At 37.4% G+C, this 18,869-nt stretch carries 15 protein-coding genes, 1 tRNA gene and 1 pseudogene; 16 read left to right on the top strand and 1 reads right to left on the bottom strand.

Annotated elements, in window-relative coordinates; translation table 11 throughout:
* The 15 genes and pseudogenes from tnpA to G625_RS0112480 all read left to right on the top strand — a co-directional run.
* A partial coding sequence (gene tnpA, locus G625_RS0112545; protein WP_029201388.1) for an IS200/IS605 family transposase occupies positions 1–212 on the top strand: 212 nt, incomplete at its 5' end.
* 236 nt (positions 213–448) lie between these two features.
* Positions 449–1,837, top strand: a complete 1,389-nt coding sequence (locus G625_RS0112540; RefSeq protein WP_029201387.1) for an RNA-binding domain-containing protein — start codon at positions 449–451, stop codon at positions 1,835–1,837.
* Between the two features lie 238 nt (positions 1,838–2,075).
* Positions 2,076–2,147, top strand: a tRNA-Lys gene (locus tag G625_RS0112535).
* A 252-nt stretch (positions 2,148–2,399) separates the two neighbouring features.
* A complete protein-coding gene (locus G625_RS0112530; protein WP_029201386.1) occupies positions 2,400–3,008 on the top strand; it encodes a recombinase family protein in 609 nt (202 codons plus the stop codon).
* 43 nt (positions 3,009–3,051) lie between these two features.
* Positions 3,052–3,939 (top strand): glycosyltransferase, encoded by an 888-nt coding sequence (locus G625_RS21455; protein WP_156885122.1) that lies wholly within the window; start codon positions 3,052–3,054, stop codon positions 3,937–3,939.
* Positions 3,926–5,170: an O-antigen ligase family protein gene (locus tag G625_RS0112520; protein WP_029201385.1), complete on the top strand. Its 1,245-nt coding sequence runs from the start codon at positions 3,926–3,928 to the stop codon at positions 5,168–5,170. Before G625_RS21455 ends, G625_RS0112520 begins: the two co-directional genes overlap by 14 nt.
* Positions 5,163–6,098, top strand: a complete 936-nt coding sequence (locus G625_RS0112515; protein ID WP_029201384.1) for a hypothetical protein — start codon at positions 5,163–5,165, stop codon at positions 6,096–6,098. The genes G625_RS0112520 and G625_RS0112515 overlap by 8 nt, the downstream gene beginning before the upstream one ends.
* Positions 6,095–7,171: a polysaccharide pyruvyl transferase family protein gene (locus G625_RS0112510; RefSeq protein WP_029201383.1), complete on the top strand. Its 1,077-nt coding sequence runs from the start codon at positions 6,095–6,097 to the stop codon at positions 7,169–7,171. Before G625_RS0112515 ends, G625_RS0112510 begins: the two co-directional genes overlap by 4 nt.
* 16 nt (positions 7,172–7,187) lie before the next feature.
* Positions 7,188–8,363: a Coenzyme F420 hydrogenase/dehydrogenase, beta subunit C-terminal domain gene (locus G625_RS0112505; protein WP_029201382.1), complete on the top strand. Its 1,176-nt coding sequence runs from the start codon at positions 7,188–7,190 to the stop codon at positions 8,361–8,363.
* A 4-nt stretch (positions 8,364–8,367) separates the two neighbouring features.
* Positions 8,368–9,492, top strand: coding sequence for a polysaccharide pyruvyl transferase family protein (locus tag G625_RS0112500; RefSeq protein ID WP_029201381.1), 1,125 nt, complete (start codon positions 8,368–8,370; stop codon positions 9,490–9,492).
* A gap of 4 nt (positions 9,493–9,496) precedes the next feature.
* A pseudogene (locus G625_RS23645) lies at positions 9,497–9,652 on the top strand (4Fe-4S binding protein); the annotation flags it as partial.
* 90 nt (positions 9,653–9,742) lie between these two features.
* On the top strand, positions 9,743–10,681 hold the full coding sequence (locus G625_RS0112495) for a Coenzyme F420 hydrogenase/dehydrogenase, beta subunit C-terminal domain (protein WP_242826634.1): 939 nt from the start codon (positions 9,743–9,745) through the stop codon (positions 10,679–10,681).
* A gap of 9 nt (positions 10,682–10,690) precedes the next feature.
* A complete protein-coding gene (locus G625_RS0112490) occupies positions 10,691–12,208 on the top strand; it encodes an oligosaccharide flippase family protein (RefSeq protein WP_029201379.1) in 1,518 nt (505 codons plus the stop codon).
* A gap of 530 nt (positions 12,209–12,738) precedes the next feature.
* Positions 12,739–13,752, top strand: a complete 1,014-nt coding sequence (locus G625_RS21450) for a glycosyltransferase family 2 protein (protein ID WP_049895890.1) — start codon at positions 12,739–12,741, stop codon at positions 13,750–13,752.
* 60 nt (positions 13,753–13,812) lie between these two features.
* Positions 13,813–15,357 (top strand): lipopolysaccharide biosynthesis protein, encoded by a 1,545-nt coding sequence (locus G625_RS0112480; RefSeq protein ID WP_029201378.1) that lies wholly within the window; start codon positions 13,813–13,815, stop codon positions 15,355–15,357.
* Positions 15,358–15,763: 406 nt separating this feature from the next.
* On the opposite strand, the gene G625_RS0112475 is transcribed toward G625_RS0112480, so the two are convergent.
* Positions 15,764–16,993, bottom strand: a complete 1,230-nt coding sequence (locus tag G625_RS0112475) for an IS110 family transposase (RefSeq protein WP_029201377.1) — start codon at positions 16,991–16,993, stop codon at positions 15,764–15,766.
* Positions 16,994–17,498: 505 nt separating this feature from the next.
* Here G625_RS0112475 and G625_RS0112465 point away from each other — a divergent pair.
* Positions 17,499–18,197, top strand: a complete 699-nt coding sequence (locus G625_RS0112465; protein ID WP_029201376.1) for a hypothetical protein — start codon at positions 17,499–17,501, stop codon at positions 18,195–18,197.
* Positions 18,198–18,869 lie beyond the last annotated feature (672 nt).

Below are 18,869 nucleotides of genomic sequence, written 5' to 3'. Positions count from 1 at the left end.
TACCACCGAAAGAGGCAGTATCCAAAGTCATGGGGAGAATCAAAGGAAAGAGTGCGTTGATGATCTTCGATAGGCACCCGGAATTTCGGGAAAGAAATAATCGACATTTTTGGGCAAGAGGTTATTACTGCGAAACGGTAGGAAATGTTAATGAAGCTACAATAAAAAAATATATAGAAGATCAAACTAAAGCAGATCGTGCGGAAGGATAATGAGAACCACTTTTAAGTGGTAACCAGTAACATTAGAATGGTTTGCTAGACCGCCTTTAGGCGGAATCACAACACTTGCCCCGGAAGGGGCTAACTCAAACCACCAGCAGGGCTGGTGGTACTGACTTTGACAAATATGCATAAAGCTTATTTTATCTACCACTTATCTACCATTTTATCTACCACTTGTGTTATAATGTGGTAGATAAAATGGTAGATAAGTGGTAGATAAATATATGAAAAATGATAAGTCAATTGTATTGGACTTGATTTCACGGGAAGATGAAGAAGAGTGGTTTGAGTTCAAAGAGAATTGGTTTGAAGCTCATGAAATAGGAGAGTATATATCGGCTATGTCTAATGCAGCTGCTATGCATGGTGAAGACATGGCTTATTTGGTATGGGGCGTTAATAATGAGACACATGAAATTGTTGGCACAACAATAAATTACCAGAAGGATTATAAAAAGGAACCTTTCCAGCATTATTTAGCCAGACAAATGTCACCTGATATAGGTTTTACATTTCATGATTTGGAAATCAATGAAAAGAGGATTGTTCTATTAAAAATTCCAGCTGCTGTAAAAGTACCTACAGCCTTTGATGGGACTAGATATATTCGTATTGGATCCAGCAAAGAGAATGTGGTTAAGTATCCAGAGCGGGAAGCACAATTATTTGATGTCCTGAAGAATGGGTTTCCTACCATTGAAAAACTGGAATCTGATTATCAGGAATTGACCTTTGAAAAGTTGTTCACCTATTATGCCGGACGTGGAATAGTGCTTAAACAACAGACATTTAAGAAGAATCTGGGTTTGCTTACTAAAAACGGAAAGTATAATATAATGGCGCAACTTCTGTCAGATGATAGTCATATACCTATCAGAGTATCTATTTTTCGAGGAGAAACAAAAGGTTCTCCGTTGTTTTCTGTTAAGGAATTTGGAAATACTTGTATTCTTATTTCATTAGAAAAAATCCTTGAATATGGGGACGTTATAAATATTATACAGGCCGATGAACGTAATCGTATCCTGGCACGAAAAGAAGTTAGCTTGTTTGATCCCAATTCTTTTAGGGAGGCACTTATAAACTCCTTTGTGCATAACAAGTGGGTAGATGGCAACGCACCTATGATCACTGTTTATAGCAACAGAATTGAAATTCTCTCGCGGGGAAGTCTTGCTTTGGGACAGACAAAAGAGGGATTCTATGCAGGTGAGTCAGTTCCAGTAAATCAAAAATTATCAGATATTTTTTTGCAATTACATATTAGCGAACGTTCAGGACGAGGTGTGCCAAAAATCACTGAAGTTTATGGAAAAAACGCATTTGAATTCCGAGAGAATTCTATTGTTGTGACTTTACCGTTTAATTATCTCGATGTAGATGTGGCAGATAAAGTGGTATATAAACCGGTAGATAAATCATCACTAAATAAAACCCAGGAGCGATTGTTACAGGAGTTGCGAAACAATCCGAACATTACACAAACACAGTTAGCAACTATCATGGGACTTGGAAAATCTGCTATTCAAAATAACATTTCATTTTTAAAGAAGAATGGATATATAGAGCGTATCGGTGCAAATAAAAGAGGCTATTGGAAAATAATGGAATAGCACATTTGTGTTTTGATTGGCTATAAAATATCTGTCATGGACGGAGTAAAGAGCTTCTTGATAATAATCTACCTCCCTTCAAAGGGAGTAACTATACCACATCTAGGACATAATCATTTGTGGTATACTGGGACATTATCAAAAATGGTCTATACCGGCCGGTAACAAACATAAATAATTCTTGGCAAATATTCCGGGAGCATGTATGTTATTACACGTTGCACAGACGCAGCGAATACACCTTTAGCTCAGTTAGTAGAGCAACGGACTCTTAATCCGTTTGTCCAGGGTTCAAGTCCCTGAAGGTGCAGGTCTTTATAAAGCCCAAAACCATAGGAAAATCTGCTCCTTTCCTTGGTTTTGGGCTTTTTGTCTTTATGTAACAGCATAGCCCAATGTTGTTGCAGGATTTCCTGTCTAACTTGCTTGGAACTGTAAATCGCGTGCCGCAAACCATTAAGATAAGGTTGCTTAAAAAGCCGATAGGACATATTGTCATGTTCTGCCGGCTTTTTTGTGTGCATATTAAGGTTGTATTTATTATATGTAATGGAGGGGAAACATGGGAAAAGATAAGATTTACGGCTATGCCCGGGTATCAACAAGAGAACAGAATGAGGACAGGCAGATCATCGCCTTGAAGGAAATGGGAGTACCGGAACAAAACATCTTTCTGGACAAGCTGTCCGGAAAGAATTTTGAGCGTCCGCAGTACAAAAAACTTTTAAGAAAGCTGAACGGTGATTCTGTTCTGTATATCAAGTCCATAGACCGATTGGGGCGCAGTTACCGTGATCTCAGCGAACAATGGCAGATCATAACAAAGGAAAAAGGCGCTGATGTAGTTGTGATCGATATGCCGATCCTTGATACAAGAAGGGAAAAGAACCTGCTGGGAACGTTTATAGGTGACCTGATCCTCGCACTTTTGTCCTATGTTGCAGAGGCAGAGTACCGCACGATCCATCAGCGGCAAGCGGAAGGTATAGCCGCAGCAAAAGCCAGAGGAGTAATGCTGGGGAGACCGCCAAAGCCTCTTCCTGAGAATTTCAATGAAGTTTACCGGAAATGGAAAGAGGGGATAATGTCAACGGAAGAAGCGGCAAGGCAGGTGAATATGCCGCTGTCTACTTATCGATATAAGGCGAAAAGATATGAAATATTAACTTAGACAGAGTGGATTTTCTGTAAAAAGGTGTACAATATTGGGTCGAATGAAACAAGTCTTGCAACTCAGAAAAGAAATTAGAGAATTTAATCCTGACATTATTCACATTCATTTAGCGATTCTATGGTTTGTATGTCTTGCACAGCTTGGAATGAAAAATATCGGTTTATTTCATACTCTTCATAGCGATCCCAGAAAGACATCATATGGGAAAAATGTTTATGTTGATCGTTTGTGCTATAACAGATTCCATGTAATACCCATCTGTTTAAACAATGAAATGAAGAACTATGCAGATGATCTTTTTCGCTTAAATTCAACACAAGTGATTACTAATGGAATTTGTATTGATGATTATCAAACACATAGCAGACAACTGGCAAGGAGAGCTCTTGGAATTAACGATGGATCGTTAGTGATTGGGCATGTGGGGAGATTCGCAAAAGTAAAGAATCATAAAAAGATTATTAATGTTTTTAATGAAGTATATAAACGCAATCCAGAAGCTAAGCTGGTGTTGGTTGGAGACGGAGAACTACAGGAGAATATAAAAAAATACTGTAATACACTTGGCTTGTATAAATCTGTAGTATTTTGTGGAGCAATAGATAATGTTCCATTTATTATGCAAGCGTTTGATGAGTTTATTTTTCCGTCATTATATGAGGGCTTGGGTATAGTACTTATTGAAGCACAAGCTGCAGGTATTTATTGTATTGTATCAAATAATGTTCCAGTAGAGGCTCTTGTGTCTGAAAAAATATGTAGAATGGATCTGGAAGAGAGCGATACAAAATGGGCAGAGGCAATGATTGAAAGAAGAGTGAATTTTAAAAGTGAGAATAATCTGATGGACTACTCGATTGAGAGAGTTATTTTCAGTTTAAAAGAATTATACAAGAAAGCTATGAAGCAAAGAGATGAAAGGGAGTAATACAATCAACAGAATTTCACTGTACTTGTTTGTGCTGTTTGTATGCCCTCTTTGTGTTTACTTGCAGACAATGTTTTTTGCCACAACAAACAATTACAGCATAGCTTATATCTCCTTTTGTCTGGTTTTCACTCTTATAGCCAGTGGAGGAAAGATTAAGATCGAGAAACATTTATCATTACTGTTTGTTTTTATCATTGCAATAATTGGAATTTCTCTCTTATCAAATGAGTATTTATATCCAATACAATTATCTCTGCTTGCAATTTTCTTAATAGCATCAGATCACGATTCAGTCACAATTCGTAAATCATTGTTTATAATTATCGCATTTGGTGTGCTCTGCGCGATAGTGAGTATATTTGCAAAAGTAAACTTCGATCAGTATTCCCAATTTGCTAAATCATTCTTCTCTGAGCAGTATTATACAAGTATTGTAAGTCATCATAATTGGGATAATACAACATGCGGCTTAATGCCACAGGTATCTCATGCGGCGGGATATCTGTTAACCGCAATCTTTGCACTCTTGTTTACAAGACAAAGAGATAAAAAGTTTGTCTTCATTTGTGCGATTATAGTTCTTACTATTGCGCTAATATTTACAGGAAAGCGTGCCCATCTACTATTTGGGATCTTGAGTATCCTACTATGCTCAATTGTTATAGGGGATAAGAAATATAGAGACTCAAAAATCATAAGGTATGTTTTTATTGGATTTGTTCTTGTTACAATTCTTTATTTAGCACTACCACTTTTTGACCAATCAAGTGTTTTCGTGCGTCTCTTTGATACTGCCATTCATTTTAGAGATGAAGATGTATCAACTGGACGATTCTCATTGTATGCACACGCTATAGATATGATTAAATCAAATCCGATCTTTGGAAATGGTTGGGGGTCATTTAAAGCGACAAGTATAATGAAAACAGATGCTCATAATGTTTATTTACAGATATTCGCGGAATGTGGGATATTTGTTTTATTACTGTATATCCTAACTTTATTCGGGCTAATTAGAAGTACTGTAAGTCTGTATAGGGAATATGAAAATGAAGTCGAAATGAATGCTTGTATAAAGGGATTGCTAAAGTTTTCATATAGTTGTCAGTTATTTTTTATATTATATGGACTTACGGGCAACGATTTGTATAATATCGATTTTTTTGCCGTGTATATTTTTTCAATTGCAATAATGAGTGTAGTTAGGAGAGAACTGGCATATGGATAAGTCATTTCTGATAACAATTGATACAGAAGGTGACAATATTTGGAATTGGCAAGACGGTAATGAGATTTCAACTGAGAATTCTGCATATCTTCCAAGGTTTCAAGCACTCTGTGAGAAGTATAACTTTAAGCCGACATACCTTACTAATTACGAGATGGCATGTGAGGAAAGGTTTGTTGAATTAGCCGCAGATGCTTTGGGAAAAGGTGCGTGTGAGATTGGTATGCATTTACATGCATACAATAACCCGCCATTCTTTCCACTTAGTGTGACTCAAAAAAAGAACTTTCCTTATTTGATTGAGTATCCAGAGGAGATCATAGATGAGAAAATTAAGAGACTGAACGATTTACTCATAGAAAAGTTTGGGATTACTCCGAGAAGTCATAGAGCTGGAAGATGGGCACTTAATGATAGCTATCTTCGATTACTAAAAAAACATGGATATCGTTTTGACTGTTCAGTAACTCCAGGAGTTGATTGGTCCGGAGCAAAAGGTTCAACAGAAGGAAGCAAAGGATCGGATTATACAAAGTGTATGAATACTCCATATTATATTTCCGAAGGGATGCTTGAGATTCCAGTAACCATTAAGCGTATTCATAAGTCTTTTCTTAATATAGATTCGCCTCAAAATATGGCAAGGATAATAAAACACCATGTGTTAGGCCAGCAAGTATGGTTAAGACCCAATGGAAATAATATAAAAGAGATATCAGCATTATTAGAAAAAGAGAAGAAAACAAATTCTGGTTATTTGATGTTTATGCTTCATTCGTCAGAATTAATGCCTGGAGGTAGTCCGACTTTTCATTCTCCAAAAGACATTGAAGTTTTGTACGAACATATAGAGATGATTTTTATGAGTGCTAAGCAGTTTTGTGATGGAAAGACGCTTACTGAATACGCTGAAGGATTAAAAATATGAAAAAGATTGCTACATTAACATTTCATAGAACCACAAACTATGGAGCATTGCTTCAAGCGTTGGCTTTGCAGAAAAAGTTAGAGATGTTGGGAGCTTCTACAGAGATAATTGATTATAGATGTAGTAGTATCGAGCGCCGAGAAAGTGTAGTAGTTCCAGCAATTGAGAAGAACATCTACCATTATGCTACAGAATGGAAGGATTATGTTTTACAAAAGAATAAAAGAAGTCTTATTTCTGACTTTGCTGGAAAAAATCTAAAAATCTCGGAAAAATCATATACAAGAAAAACCATCATTGATTTGAATGATAAGTATGATGGTTTTATTGTTGGGAGCGATATGGTTTGGGAATTAGGCATCACAAATGGGGATTTCACCTATTTTCTGGATTTTGTTTGTCCGAGAAAGAGATTCTCGTATGCAGCGAGTATAGGCGTTACAGAATTTCCCGTCCAATTCAGAGAAAGAGCATTTGATGAATTAAAAAATTTTAATCGCATAAGCGTTCGCGAATCTTCTGCACAGGAATACTTAGGTTTTAATTTGAAAAGAAAGGTTAGTGTTGATATCGACCCAACTTTGCTTTTGGACTCAAATTTTTGGATAAAATATGAGGAAGTAATAAGTAAGTATCAGAGCAAAAAATACATTTTGTTGTATTTTCTGGATTCTGAAGGAATAATGATCGGTCAGGCAATCAAAATGGCACATTCATGCGACGCAGAAATAATTGTATTGTCAGATATAAAAGAGACAATCGAAGGATGCACAGTAATGTCGAATGTATCCGTTGGCGGTTTCTTGTATTTGTTGCATCACGCTTATCTAGTGATTACTGGTTCTTTTCACGGTATGGTTTTCTCGATGAACTATAATACTAACTTCATGTATTTCAATCGTGCTAATTCATCAAGAATGCAGAGTATCGCAAATCTTACAGGGTGTTCAGACAGACAAATTACAAAAGATACTATTCCTTCTTTTGAGTGCGATTTTTCAATAATTAATAACAGACTGGAATTATTACGATCTATGTCAACGGAGTATTTGCAGCAAATCATTAATAATTGAGGAAGGAGAGCGCAAGTTGAATATTACAAAAATTAAGAAAGAAGATTGCTGTGGCTGCTCTGCTTGTATGTCAGTTTGTCCAAACCACTCAATTTCAATGGTTCCTGATTCAGAAGGATTCCTTTATCCAAAAGTTGATGTTGGTACTTGTGTCGATTGTATGCTTTGTCATAAAGTCTGTATAGAAAAAAAGGAAAAAGTAAATTCGACGCTTTATTCTTTTGCCGCTAAAAATTCAGATCCCGAAGTGCTAAAGAAGTCCTCGTCTGGAGGTTTATCGCACGCAATATGTAGAGAAATTATTGAGCAGAATGGTGTTGTCTACGGAGTTGCGCTATCATCGGATTCACAGGTTTTAATTGAAAGAGCTGATTCGATTGAAAAATGTGAACTATTCTATGGCTCAAAATATGTACAAGCCAATCCTAATAATACCCTGGAGATGGTGAAGAAAGATTTAATTGAGGGAAAAAAAGTTCTCTACATAGCCACATCGTGTTATATTGCAGGTTTATTATCCTATCTGAAGTATAAGAATGTAATGATCGACAATCTATACACTGTGGATTTAATTTGTCACGGTGTGCCTAGTCCATTGATATTCTCTGATTATGTAAGATGGATTAACGAGAAGAGAACTGTAAGCAAATTCTATTTTAGAACAAAAAAGAAACCGTGGGGTTATGGAAGTCGCAACTTTGGTTGCACTATAAAGTATGTGGACGGGAAAGAAGAAGTTGACACGATTAGAACACGAGTTTTCTTAAATCTTTTCTTTTCAAACAACTGCTTGAGACCGCATTGTCATCATTGCGAGTATGCTGGAATAGATAAGCCAGCGGATTTGACTGTGGCTGATTACTGGGGATGCATTGAACAGGAGCCTGAATTCTATGATAAGCTAGGGGTTTCAGCAGTTTTAGTTCATACAGATAAAGGACTTGAACTAATAAGAAACGCACAAGAGCTGGAATATAAAGATACACCGATAGAAAAAATAAAAATGAAGCAAGGGAATCTCAATCATCCGTCTCCAATTGCAAATTCAAGAGAGCAATTCTGGAATGAATATATGAAAAATGGGTTTCTGTATATTGCAAAGAAATACGGTGGTCTAAACATCAAAGGCATTATAATTAATAGTAAATTATACGCAACTTATGCAAAACTGAAAACTGGTAGGAGTTTATAAAGAAATGATAGATGTATATGTTGCTACTTTTTATTCAAGAAATTATGGGTCTGCTCTTCAGGCGTATGCATTGCAGGAAGTCATTAAACAGACCGGTCATACACCATGTGTTATTCGAGAAGTTAACCACGATGAAGGACGTAGTAAACTGTATTTGTTGATAAGGAGCATAAAAAGATTCATCTGGCAGTTTAAGCCTGAGCATCATTATGGATTGATAAAAAAGATTAAACTATATAGGGATAGGAGCGTATTTGAAGATAAGAACCAAAAAATAGAAAAGTTTTGTGAGGATAACATTAGATTCTTTGATATTGATTTAAGTACTGATGTCTTTTCCCCAGGAAATATAAATCCTTGTATTATTGCTGGAAGTGATCAAATATGGAATATCATTGACAGAAAAATAACACCGTTTTATTTGCTATCTTTCGCAAACGATGAAAAGATTAAAAAAAATAGTTATGCAGCAAGTGTTGGGATAGAGAAACTATCAAAAGAGCAAGTAGAATATTATACGAATGCTCTGGAAGATTTTGAACATATATCTTTTAGAGAAAAAAGTACTCTTAGATATTTTGTAGGCACTCAATTGGAGAAGAGAATACGTCAAGACATGGATCCTACCTTGCTGTTAGATGGAGAATTCTGGTCAAAAATTGCTGCAAATAGATTGGTTGATTTCAAGTATATATATGTGTATATGCTTCGCCCTAATGATGTATTAATTGCAATGGCTAGGGTATTGCAAGAAAAATACGGATATAAAATAATTGTATCTAGCTTGATGAATTATAAGATAAAAGATGTAATTACAAGGAATGATGCAGGAGTTGAAGAGTTTTTGAGTTTGATAAAAAATGCCGAATTTGTTGTAACGAATTCTTTCCATGGAACTTGTTTTTCAACACAATTCCATAAACCTTTTGTTTCTGTTCGTGTTCAATCCACAGGAACAAGGGCAAAGGATTTTTTAGAGGAAGTTGGGTTAGAGGATCGGTTAATCTCTGATATTTCTGATATTAGTATTATTGAAGAGGATATTGATTATATCAAAGTGGATCATTTGCTCAACAAGAAGCGAGAAAAATCAAAAGATTATTTGCAAGGATTGCTAAATAGGGAGTAGTTTTATGTTTTTGGACTCACATATTTACTCCGAATGCTGTGGATGCGGAGCGTGTGCAGATATATGCCCTGTAAGGGCAATTTCGTTTGACCATATCCATAATGGTTTTACTTATCCGCAAATTGATTATAAAAGATGTATAAAATGTAATAAGTGTAGAAAGATTTGTGCATTTACTAAAGATTATAATTATGATAATTATTTCTCCGATAGAGTTTTTTATGGGTGGGTAATAGATAGAGACGAAAGAATGAGATCTACATCTGGAGGAGCTTTTTATTCTATTGCTAAAGCTTTTTTGAGCAAATATGATAATTATGGCGCTTGTATATATGGTGCCGCTTGGAGTGATCCATATACTGTAAGCCATATTGGGATCTCAGAGATTTCAGGTTTAGATGATCTTCGAAGATCAAAATATATTCAAAGTAGTACAATTCATATTTTTGAAGCCATAAAAAAAGAAATTGATGATAGAAAGAAAGTTCTCTTTTCTGGCACACCTTGTCAGATAGCTGAATTGTATGAGTTTCTAGGGAGTAGGTATGAAGAACAATTACTGACTGTCGATCTTGTTTGCAATGGAGTTGCTAGTCCGATAGTTTTTAAGGACTATATTAAATCTCTTGAACAGAAAAGAGGGAATAAAATAGTTAGCTATTCATTTAGAAATAAAATGCCTTCTAAAAACTCATTGAAATATATAGAGATAATATACGAAAATGGAAAAAGGACATTTACAGAGACGGATTTGTTTTATATTTGTTATCAGAATAGATTGCTTCATAGAGAATCGTGCTTTATTTGCCCGTATACGGAATTTAATCATTTGTCCGACATTACAATAGGTGATTTCTGGCATATAGAAGAAAAAATAGAGTCTATAAAAGATCAAAGACCATTCGGGATTTCCATGATGCTATGTAACACAAAAAAAGGAATAGATTGTGTTACTGAACTGACTGATATTCATATTAGCGAGGCAACATTAGATATGATAGATTTTGGAGAAGTACTTAATGAAAGCTTACGTCCATCAAAAATGGATGAATTTTATATGAACTATAAGAAAAAAAAGCTTATTAATGAGCTATTTGTATATGTTGGATTTAAGGAAATACTTAGCAAACGTCATCCATACCTATACTCTAGATATAGAAGATTGAGAGACTTAATTAATAGAGGATAATTTAGACGTATGAATAAAGCTAGACAAAGAAAATTTGGCATTGTTCTTTCGTATCTTGTCATGGCTTCAAACTTTCTAATTGGCTTGGTTTATACCCCATTTTTGATTAGAAGCTTAGGCCAATCAGAATATGGCAATTATAATTACGTGAATTCCATTGCAAGTTATCTTGTTTTACTTACTTGTGGATTTGGAAGCGCATATCTTAGATTCTCTTCTCCTTATCGAAAGAATAATGATAAAGATGGTATTGAGAATGTAAATGGCTTGTTCCTTGTCCTCTTTTTTATTATGGGTACTATTGCATTGCTAATAGGCGGAGTGATGACCATAAAGTCGGATTGGATACTTTCAGGAAAGCTTACGGAGAATGAGCTAGAGACGGGTAAATTACTGATGGGAATATTAGTTGCAAATGTTTTCATGACATTTCCTGTCAGCATTTTTAATTCGTATATTATCGCACAAGAGAGATTTGTATTCCAAAAGGCATTAACTCTGGTTAGTACTTTCCTTACACCGGTTACCTGTACCATTGTTCTTCTTTTAGGTCAAAAAGTTGTCGGGATAGCTATTGCAACATTATGTGTAACTGTTATCGTCGATACAGTAATAGTTTTGTATTGTATAGTAAAACTTAAAATGAGGTTTCAGTTCCACTTCATTAGATGGGAACAAGCAAAAGAAGTATATATTTTCTCTTTATTTTTATTATTGAGTATGATTGTAGACCAGGTCAACTGGTCAGTGGATAAATTCCTCCTTGGAAAAATCTGTGGCACTGTAGTTGTAGCTATATATACAGTTGGATCAACAATAAATAGCTATTATATGTCTATGGGTGAAGCTATTTCAAATGTATTTGTTCCTAAAGTTTATGAACTGCTGAGTCATGAAGATGGAGATCACCAGGCTACTATTCTGATGACTCGGCTTGGGCGTGTTCAGTTTATGGTTTTGTCTCTTATCATCACAGGGTTTGCTTTGTATGGGAAGTTGTTTATTTATCTATGGGTTGGAAATGATTACGCATTAACATATTATGTTATATTATTGTTGATTATACCGGTGACTATTCCTGAGATTCAAAAAATTGGATTAGAAATCCAAAAAGCTAAGAATTTACATAAATTCCGTTCTCTGGTTTATACACTAATTGCTATCGTCAATATTGCAATAACTATTCCACTTGCCCATACATGGGGAGCTGTTGGGGCTGCTTTGGGAACAGCAATTACTGTTTTCGTCGGTAATGGTATTATTATGAATTTATATTATCATAAAAAAGTTCATGTGGACATGAAGTATTTCTGGAAAAATATTCTTAAATTGTTTCCAAGTGTAATTGGCTCGGCCATAATCGGATTAGGAATCAATATTTCTATTAATCCATATTCATGGCCAACCTTTATTATATGTGTTATATTATATACGACTGTTTACTTAATAGTGATATTCTTTTTTGGTTTATATCCATATGAGAGAAATTATATTATGAGTTTACTGCGTCGAACCACTTCAAAATAATTTATAATGAAATGGAACTTTTGCTATATAATAGAAGTCGGGTTAATGATTTATAGTTAGTGTATCAGAACAAATAAAACATATTTCGAACAATACCGTTCGTGTTTAATGTTATATCAGTTTTTCAATACATACACAGGGATACACAATAAAAACGTGATCATTCTTTAAGTGAAATAGAAAAACAATTTTGATAGATGATGGGTCTATTGATTCGTTTGGATATATGAAAAGTCCACGATTATAGATATGTGATTTAGTGAAGAACATAAGGAAAACAAGGTTCATCAAAACGAGAGGTAGAGTTATAGAGCTTGCTTATTCAGAGTGTATAGTGTTAGCGGTTAGTAATATGTTAGTTTTGCATTGACCAATATTTCATATTGTGATGAATAGTACCAAGTTTTTTTCATAAACCTCATGTTTCATATATAGTATTTGCTCTGATTTTCTTGATGCCATTCTACCTGACTAACTAAAAATATGCAACGATTGTAATTGAAGCATGAATGTCATTGGAGAAATCTATCATGAATCAGGAACTTATAAGTGTCATTATTCCTGTTTATAATGTTGCACCATATCTTATAGAATCTTTAGATAGTGTTATACAACAGACATATTTCAATTTAGAAATAATAATTGTGGATGATGGTTCTGATGACGGCTCAGAGGCTATTTGTGATCTCTATTCGAAGATGGATAGTCGTATACGAGTGATACATCAAAAAAACAGAGGGTTAAGTGTTGCACGTAATATTGGCCTTGATATAATGACCGGGAAATTTGTCACATTTTTGGATTCTGATGATGCATATGACAAGAATTTCATTAGTAAGATGATTTCAGCTATGAATCGCACCAATGCAGATATAGTTGTTTGTAGCCATACGAATTACACCACAGAAGGAAGAATAAGCATAAATGAAGCTTTAAAAACAAAATATAATAACGATTATTCATTATATGATCGTATTGAAGCCTTACAAGCACTTGCGATGTTTTCTATTACATCGTATGTGTGGAATAAATTGTATCGGAAAGAACTATGGGATCATATTCGGTTTCCAGAAGGGCATGTATATGAAGATATAGCAACGACTTTTCGTGTTTTAGAGATAAGCAATAGAGTCTGCGTATTAGAAGAATCATTGTATCTAAGGAGAATCCGCCGGAACAGCATTACAAATAGTATTTCTGAAAGAAGCATCAGGGATTGTCTGACCGCGTGTATTTCCTTTGAAAACTATATAAAAGATAATATTCCTAGATTCTTTTCTTCGGATCATTTGAAATACAGGCAATCATCAAGATTAAACCAAATGATTCAATATTATCTCCGATTCTACAGTAAAACAAAAACCACAGAAACAAATTATCAGGCCGAATTGAGACATCAGATTTCACTTTTGGGAAGTAATGTCGGGCTAGGATATACCTCTTTTCGGAATAAGCTGTATTATTATTTAATTACAAAATGCTATTGGATACTTGATTTGAGTTATCCTTTATATTTGAGTGCACGTGATTCCCTTCACAATTAGGTGATAATATCGATTCGGTAACGTAGACTTTGTGTTGAAATCTATAGGGAGTGTAATTTCTTGGATAAAAGAAGAAGCATTATTAATATCTCAACCTCCATTGTTTCACACACTGTTCTCCTTATCATCGCAATCTTTGTTCGTTGCCTTCTAATCCAGTACATCGGCAATGATGTTAATGGCCTCAGTTCTCTCTACACCAGTATTATCGGAATGCTTGCGGTTGCAGAACTTGGTATTGGTAGAGCGATTGTCTACTCTATGTACAGCCCAATTGTGGATGGTGATCAACGCGCTGTTACTGCTCTGTTCAATCTCTACAAGAAGCTTTATAGGATAATCGGCGGTATAATCTTCCTTGGGGGGCTTCTCGTCATGCCGTTCCTGCCTCACTTTATCAGCGATTATGAAGTGTTGGATGTGAATGTGTACATCACATACCTCTTAACCCTTATCTCCGTTGTCCTGACTTATCTCTACAGTGCCAAGACATCATTAATCGAAGCTCACAAGGATAATTATATTACAACGGGGATTGCCACGATTGCCCATCTATGCCGATATGCACTACAGGTCGCTTCAATACTGATCTTCCGCTCCTTTGTTGCATTCCTTATCTGCCAGATCATAGGGACGGTCATCATCTGGATACTAACAGAGATTGTGGCTCGGAAGAAGTACCCGGATATTATCAACACAAAGGAGAGAGTGGACGAAATAACTAAGAAGGAAATCAGTAAAAATGTCAAAGCCATGGTCATGCATAAGGTCGGCACGATTATGGTTCAAAGTGTGGACAGCATGATTATTTCTGCTTTCATCGGTGTGGTCATCCTGGGAAAGTATAGCAACTATACCTATATTGCTGCCACCATGGTTGGAATCATCACCCTGTTTTTTACGCCAGTAACCTCTGTAATAGGTCATCTTTGCGCGGAAGGGAATAGAGACAAGAGCAAAGGTTACTTTGATTATTTCTACTGCCTGAACTACGTGCTCGGTGTTGTTTTCTTCCTAGGGTATTATGCTGTGATTGATTCTGTAGTTGCTCTCTTTTTTGGTCCAGGGTTATCTGTTTCTCATGCCATCGCTTTTATCATAACCCTCAACCAGTTTATCCAGTATATGAGGAATGCCTCACTTCTTTTCCGTAATGCATCCGGTACGTTCTATTATGATCGATGGAAACCAATAGCAGAAGGAGTGGTGAATCTGATTCTCTCGTTGCTTTTCGTGATGGTATTCCCGGAGGAACTGCAGGTTGTTGGTGTGATCATAGCAACTATAATCACAAATCTTTTGATCTGTGATGCTGTGGAGCCGTTTGTAGTATTTAAATACGTGTTTGGACAGAAACCTGGAAAGTTTTATATCAAGAACTACAGTTATATTGCGTTGTTCACACTGGCACTTATACTTATGACGTACCTAATCAGACCTGTCAGTAGTCCAATCACAGGGATCATCCTAAACGGTTTTATATCTATCAGTGTCTCTTTGATTACACTCGGAATTGTCGCTATCGTTGATAAAGCGTTCAGAGCAGAGGTGTGTATCATGGGAAGAAAAGTGCTGGAATGGTCTGGAAGAGTGAGGCGTCGGTAAAAAGAGTGTTTGGAGAAGGAGCCGGTCTGACCGGTTTTCCTTCTGGTTTGTTAGTCTTAATTGAAATGCCTGTATTGAAATGGAGGGCTTAACCTATGCCAAATACACCATCAGCTGTCTATATCAGTTACATCTGCTCTCTTTACTGACATTGGAACCGTGTATCGGGAATTTTTTATAAACTTTAGCTCCGGTAGGTTGACAGACTGTTTTTACAAGTCTTTTCCGCGTTTTTAATCGCATTAAACAAGTGTGATATTTCATAGTCTAGCGGTGTGATGTCAAGTGAAAAAAAATAATGTTTTGATATATTTTCTGCATCATTTGCTGGAAAAAGGGTAACCTTAATAAACCCTGCGATTTCAGCTTTTTTGAAGCAGGGGGTATTAGCAACAGGAATAAGTTCTTATTCCGCTGCTCGATATAGGCGATTATCTTTCAGCAGTCGAAAGATTAACCGCACAAGTTTACGGGCAGTTAATGCGAGTGCACGTTTGTGTTGATGCCTGTTTGTCACTTCTTTATACTTGGAGTGATAGAAGTTGCGGTACTCTGTGTCGCATTTCACGAGAGACAAGGCACCTTCACACAGGTAATACTTTAGGAATCGGTTTCCGGATTGTATGAGTTTTGTGTTTTCAGCTTCAAAGTCACCGGATTGATTCTGAGTCCAAGCTAGGCCTGCATACTTGCCAAGCTGAGCTTGAGACGGAAAACGATTGATATCTCCTATCTCCGCAATAATGCCTGCGGAGTATACCGGACCAATACCGGGGATGGATGTCAATACATTTGGGAGGAGTTCCATCTGGGCTTTTATAGCTTTGTCAAACTCCTTGATTTGAGCATCCAATGCCTTTATCGAGGTTATGGATATAGAAAGCACCTGATTAACGGAGTCATTCACCGTCTTGGGTAAACGGTAGGAACTCCTGGCAGCTTTCTGGATGGCTTTGGCTACAGCATCCGGATTAGGGAAGCGGTTCTTTCCCTTTTCCATAATGAAATCTGTAAGCTCTTGTAAGTCCATCGAGGCCAACGCTTCTGCGGATTCAAACTCTTCGTAGACAGCTAAGGCAGTAGTGCTGAAGGTATCGCCAAATACCTTCTCCTGCGTCATCGTAGAATACTTCTTGAATAGGACATTGATGAATCGCTGTTTTTCTTTAACGAGATTCTGAACTGCGAAAAAACGCGCCCTTGTGAGGTTCTGAAGAGCTTTATAACGGTAATCGCTTTGATAGACCTCTTTGTTGATTCTACCGAAACGCAGGCAGTCAGCAATGACATAGGAGTCCACATAATCATTCTTGGGCAGGTCGTTATACGCTTCTTTGAAGTTTTTAACCTGCTTAGGATTGAGGACATGAATCTTCTTGTCATAGGGTACCAGAGTGGCATCTTCCCTTAAGAAATACACGAGGTTGTCACCATAAACAGAAGTGGCTTCGAGACCAATGATTACAGTGTCAAGGGAAAGCGATTTAATCGCTGACAAGATACGTTTTACCAGTTGAGTGGATCCATCGTGAGAATTAGCAACAGAAAAGTTGCTATGCTTACTGCCATCAGGAAGCATCAGGTATACGACATTGGATTTGCTACTCACATCAATACCGACGTAAAGTGGGTTCATGTTATCACCTTCTTTCTATGTTGGATTTGAGTGTTCAATCGGCTTGGTAAAACCCATGATCACGGAGCATCGACACCCTCGCATATAAGAATCCAGCCTAAGATGGACTGATGCGACCCCCACTGCTAAGAGGCAGGCCATGAACTTAGGCAAACAGCCAGCTGGTTTGAAGCTAACATCCGTGTCAGGGGAACAGACTATGAATGAAGTAACCATTATTGGTTCAACAGAGGGAATCAGAACTGATACCTGATTGACACTAAGGAGCAATTATACCATGGGCTTTACTAAGCCTATTGAACAAAAGTAACTATTTTTTTTTATAAAAAACGGTATCTAAAAGATACTATACGAGAGGGATAGAGTCGTGAAGAGAGCAGGATATTTTTTGAGAGTATTAGTTGTTTTAATGGTTCTGAGTGGGTCAACAACCGGGGCGGCTTTTGCGAAGACGATCCGGTCGTTGGCATTATCCATAGATCCGGAGATTCAGTAAGGCGAGAGCGTGGGGACCGAAGACATTATCATCAATTACGGTAAAGAGAATAAGGATTATGATGTCAGTGTTATGGTCATAAACCATAAGGAAACTGTGTGGGGACTGGATGACGAGCCGGAATTGCTGATAACATTGAGCGGTAAGAATGATTATAAGTTCAAGTTGGACAAGGACTGTGTCAGTGTGACCAATCTTCTGGCCGGTGGCGCTACCGGGAGCGGTGCAACTGTTGAGGAAGTTAAGGTGGACAATGGCGGGTACGATGCGTCTGTAAAGGTGAAGCTTGCCAAGCTTGCATTGACGCATACCGGGAAGGTTGATTCAGTGAAGTTATCCCGTGAGGGTGTGGTGTCGTGGGCCGAGGCATTGGGCTCCACAAGCTATGAGATGAGGGTGATGAAGGATGACCGGCCTTACAGGACTGTGATCGCGGATGCGTCCAACACGAAGACCCACCAGGAGTCCAGGGAAGTGTTCGGGGATGCGGGCAAGGGCCCGACTGGAACCGAGAAGGATGCGGAGATCAAGGCACAGGACAAGACTACGAAGGTGGAGAATGTGCTGGAGTATGACCTGATGAGTTTAGTCACCGTACCGGGCATGTACTATGTGGAGGTTGTGCCGCTGAACGGGCTGAACAGCATGATAAGGGGAGACAAGGTTGTTTCCGCGGGCGTGTGGCTGGTGCCGGGAGTTAGTGGGTGAGAACTGATGTTCGCATGTTTGACAGATTTGCATGTGGATGATAAGTCCTTGTTCCGAATTAGTAGGGATAAACGTAGCCTAGGTGATTGGCGTTGTTTGACAGAGTGGTCCGAGAATGTTAAGATAAAGGCGTAAAGATAAATAAAAAGGATGCCACCGGCTAAACGGTAGGCTTCCTAAAACAAACTAAAGAATAGCTGCTCAGTTTACCAGACCGGGGCGGCTATTCTCTTGCATTTTTGCTATTGCGTCCGATGGCGTATCCGGGACCGAACGCTGACAGCGCGAGGCTGATAACTGCGATTAATCCTTCTATCGTCAACATCTGCATTTGCCTCCTTTCCGGTGAAGACTAGGAGCATAAGCTCCAGTACATTAGTTACCGTTCGGAGGTGGCATCATTACATTTGAATATTCGACCTCCGAACAAATCGGAAGGCCTACCGTCCACCACACTTTCGTGCTATAGGTGACATCCTAGAGGCGTAGTGTAGCATAGAGAATGATTGGCTGTAAAGGATTTTTTCGACATTGGTACCGTGTATGAGTGTCCGACGGCAGATTGTGGGAGGCGGTAACTGCTGATTATTTTAGGCAGATATCACTCCCCGATCATGCGGTATAATTAGTGTATGCTCAAGAACTAAAATGCCTTGAAATTGCTGACTTTTT

This window comes from Oribacterium sp. NK2B42 (assembly GCF_000424445.1).
In the GTDB taxonomy this organism is placed as follows: domain Bacteria; phylum Bacillota; class Clostridia; order Lachnospirales; family Lachnospiraceae; genus Oribacterium.
The sequence above is the reverse complement of the archived record's forward strand: the minus strand, read 5'-3'. Positions and strand labels throughout refer to the sequence as shown.

Coding starts and splice junctions, on each gene's coding strand:
- G625_RS0112515 (WP_029201384.1), top strand. CDS start 5,163: ATGGATAAGTCATTTCTGATAACAATTGATACAGAAGGTGACAATATT.
- G625_RS0112520 (WP_029201385.1), top strand. CDS start 3,926: ATGAAAGGGAGTAATACAATCAACAGAATTTCACTGTACTTGTTTGTG.
- G625_RS0112495 (WP_242826634.1), top strand. CDS start 9,743: ATGAGATCTACATCTGGAGGAGCTTTTTATTCTATTGCTAAAGCTTTT.
- G625_RS21455 (WP_156885122.1), top strand. CDS start 3,052: ATGAAACAAGTCTTGCAACTCAGAAAAGAAATTAGAGAATTTAATCCT.
- G625_RS0112490 (WP_029201379.1), top strand. CDS start 10,691: ATGAATAAAGCTAGACAAAGAAAATTTGGCATTGTTCTTTCGTATCTT.
- G625_RS0112500 (WP_029201381.1), top strand. CDS start 8,368: ATGATAGATGTATATGTTGCTACTTTTTATTCAAGAAATTATGGGTCT.
- G625_RS0112530 (WP_029201386.1), top strand. CDS start 2,400: ATGGGAAAAGATAAGATTTACGGCTATGCCCGGGTATCAACAAGAGAA.
- G625_RS0112540 (WP_029201387.1), top strand. CDS start 449: ATGAAAAATGATAAGTCAATTGTATTGGACTTGATTTCACGGGAAGAT.
- G625_RS0112475 (WP_029201377.1), bottom strand. CDS start 16,993: ATGAACCCACTTTACGTCGGTATTGATGTGAGTAGCAAATCCAATGTC.
- G625_RS0112510 (WP_029201383.1), top strand. CDS start 6,095: ATGAAAAAGATTGCTACATTAACATTTCATAGAACCACAAACTATGGA.
- G625_RS21450 (WP_049895890.1), top strand. CDS start 12,739: ATGAATCAGGAACTTATAAGTGTCATTATTCCTGTTTATAATGTTGCA.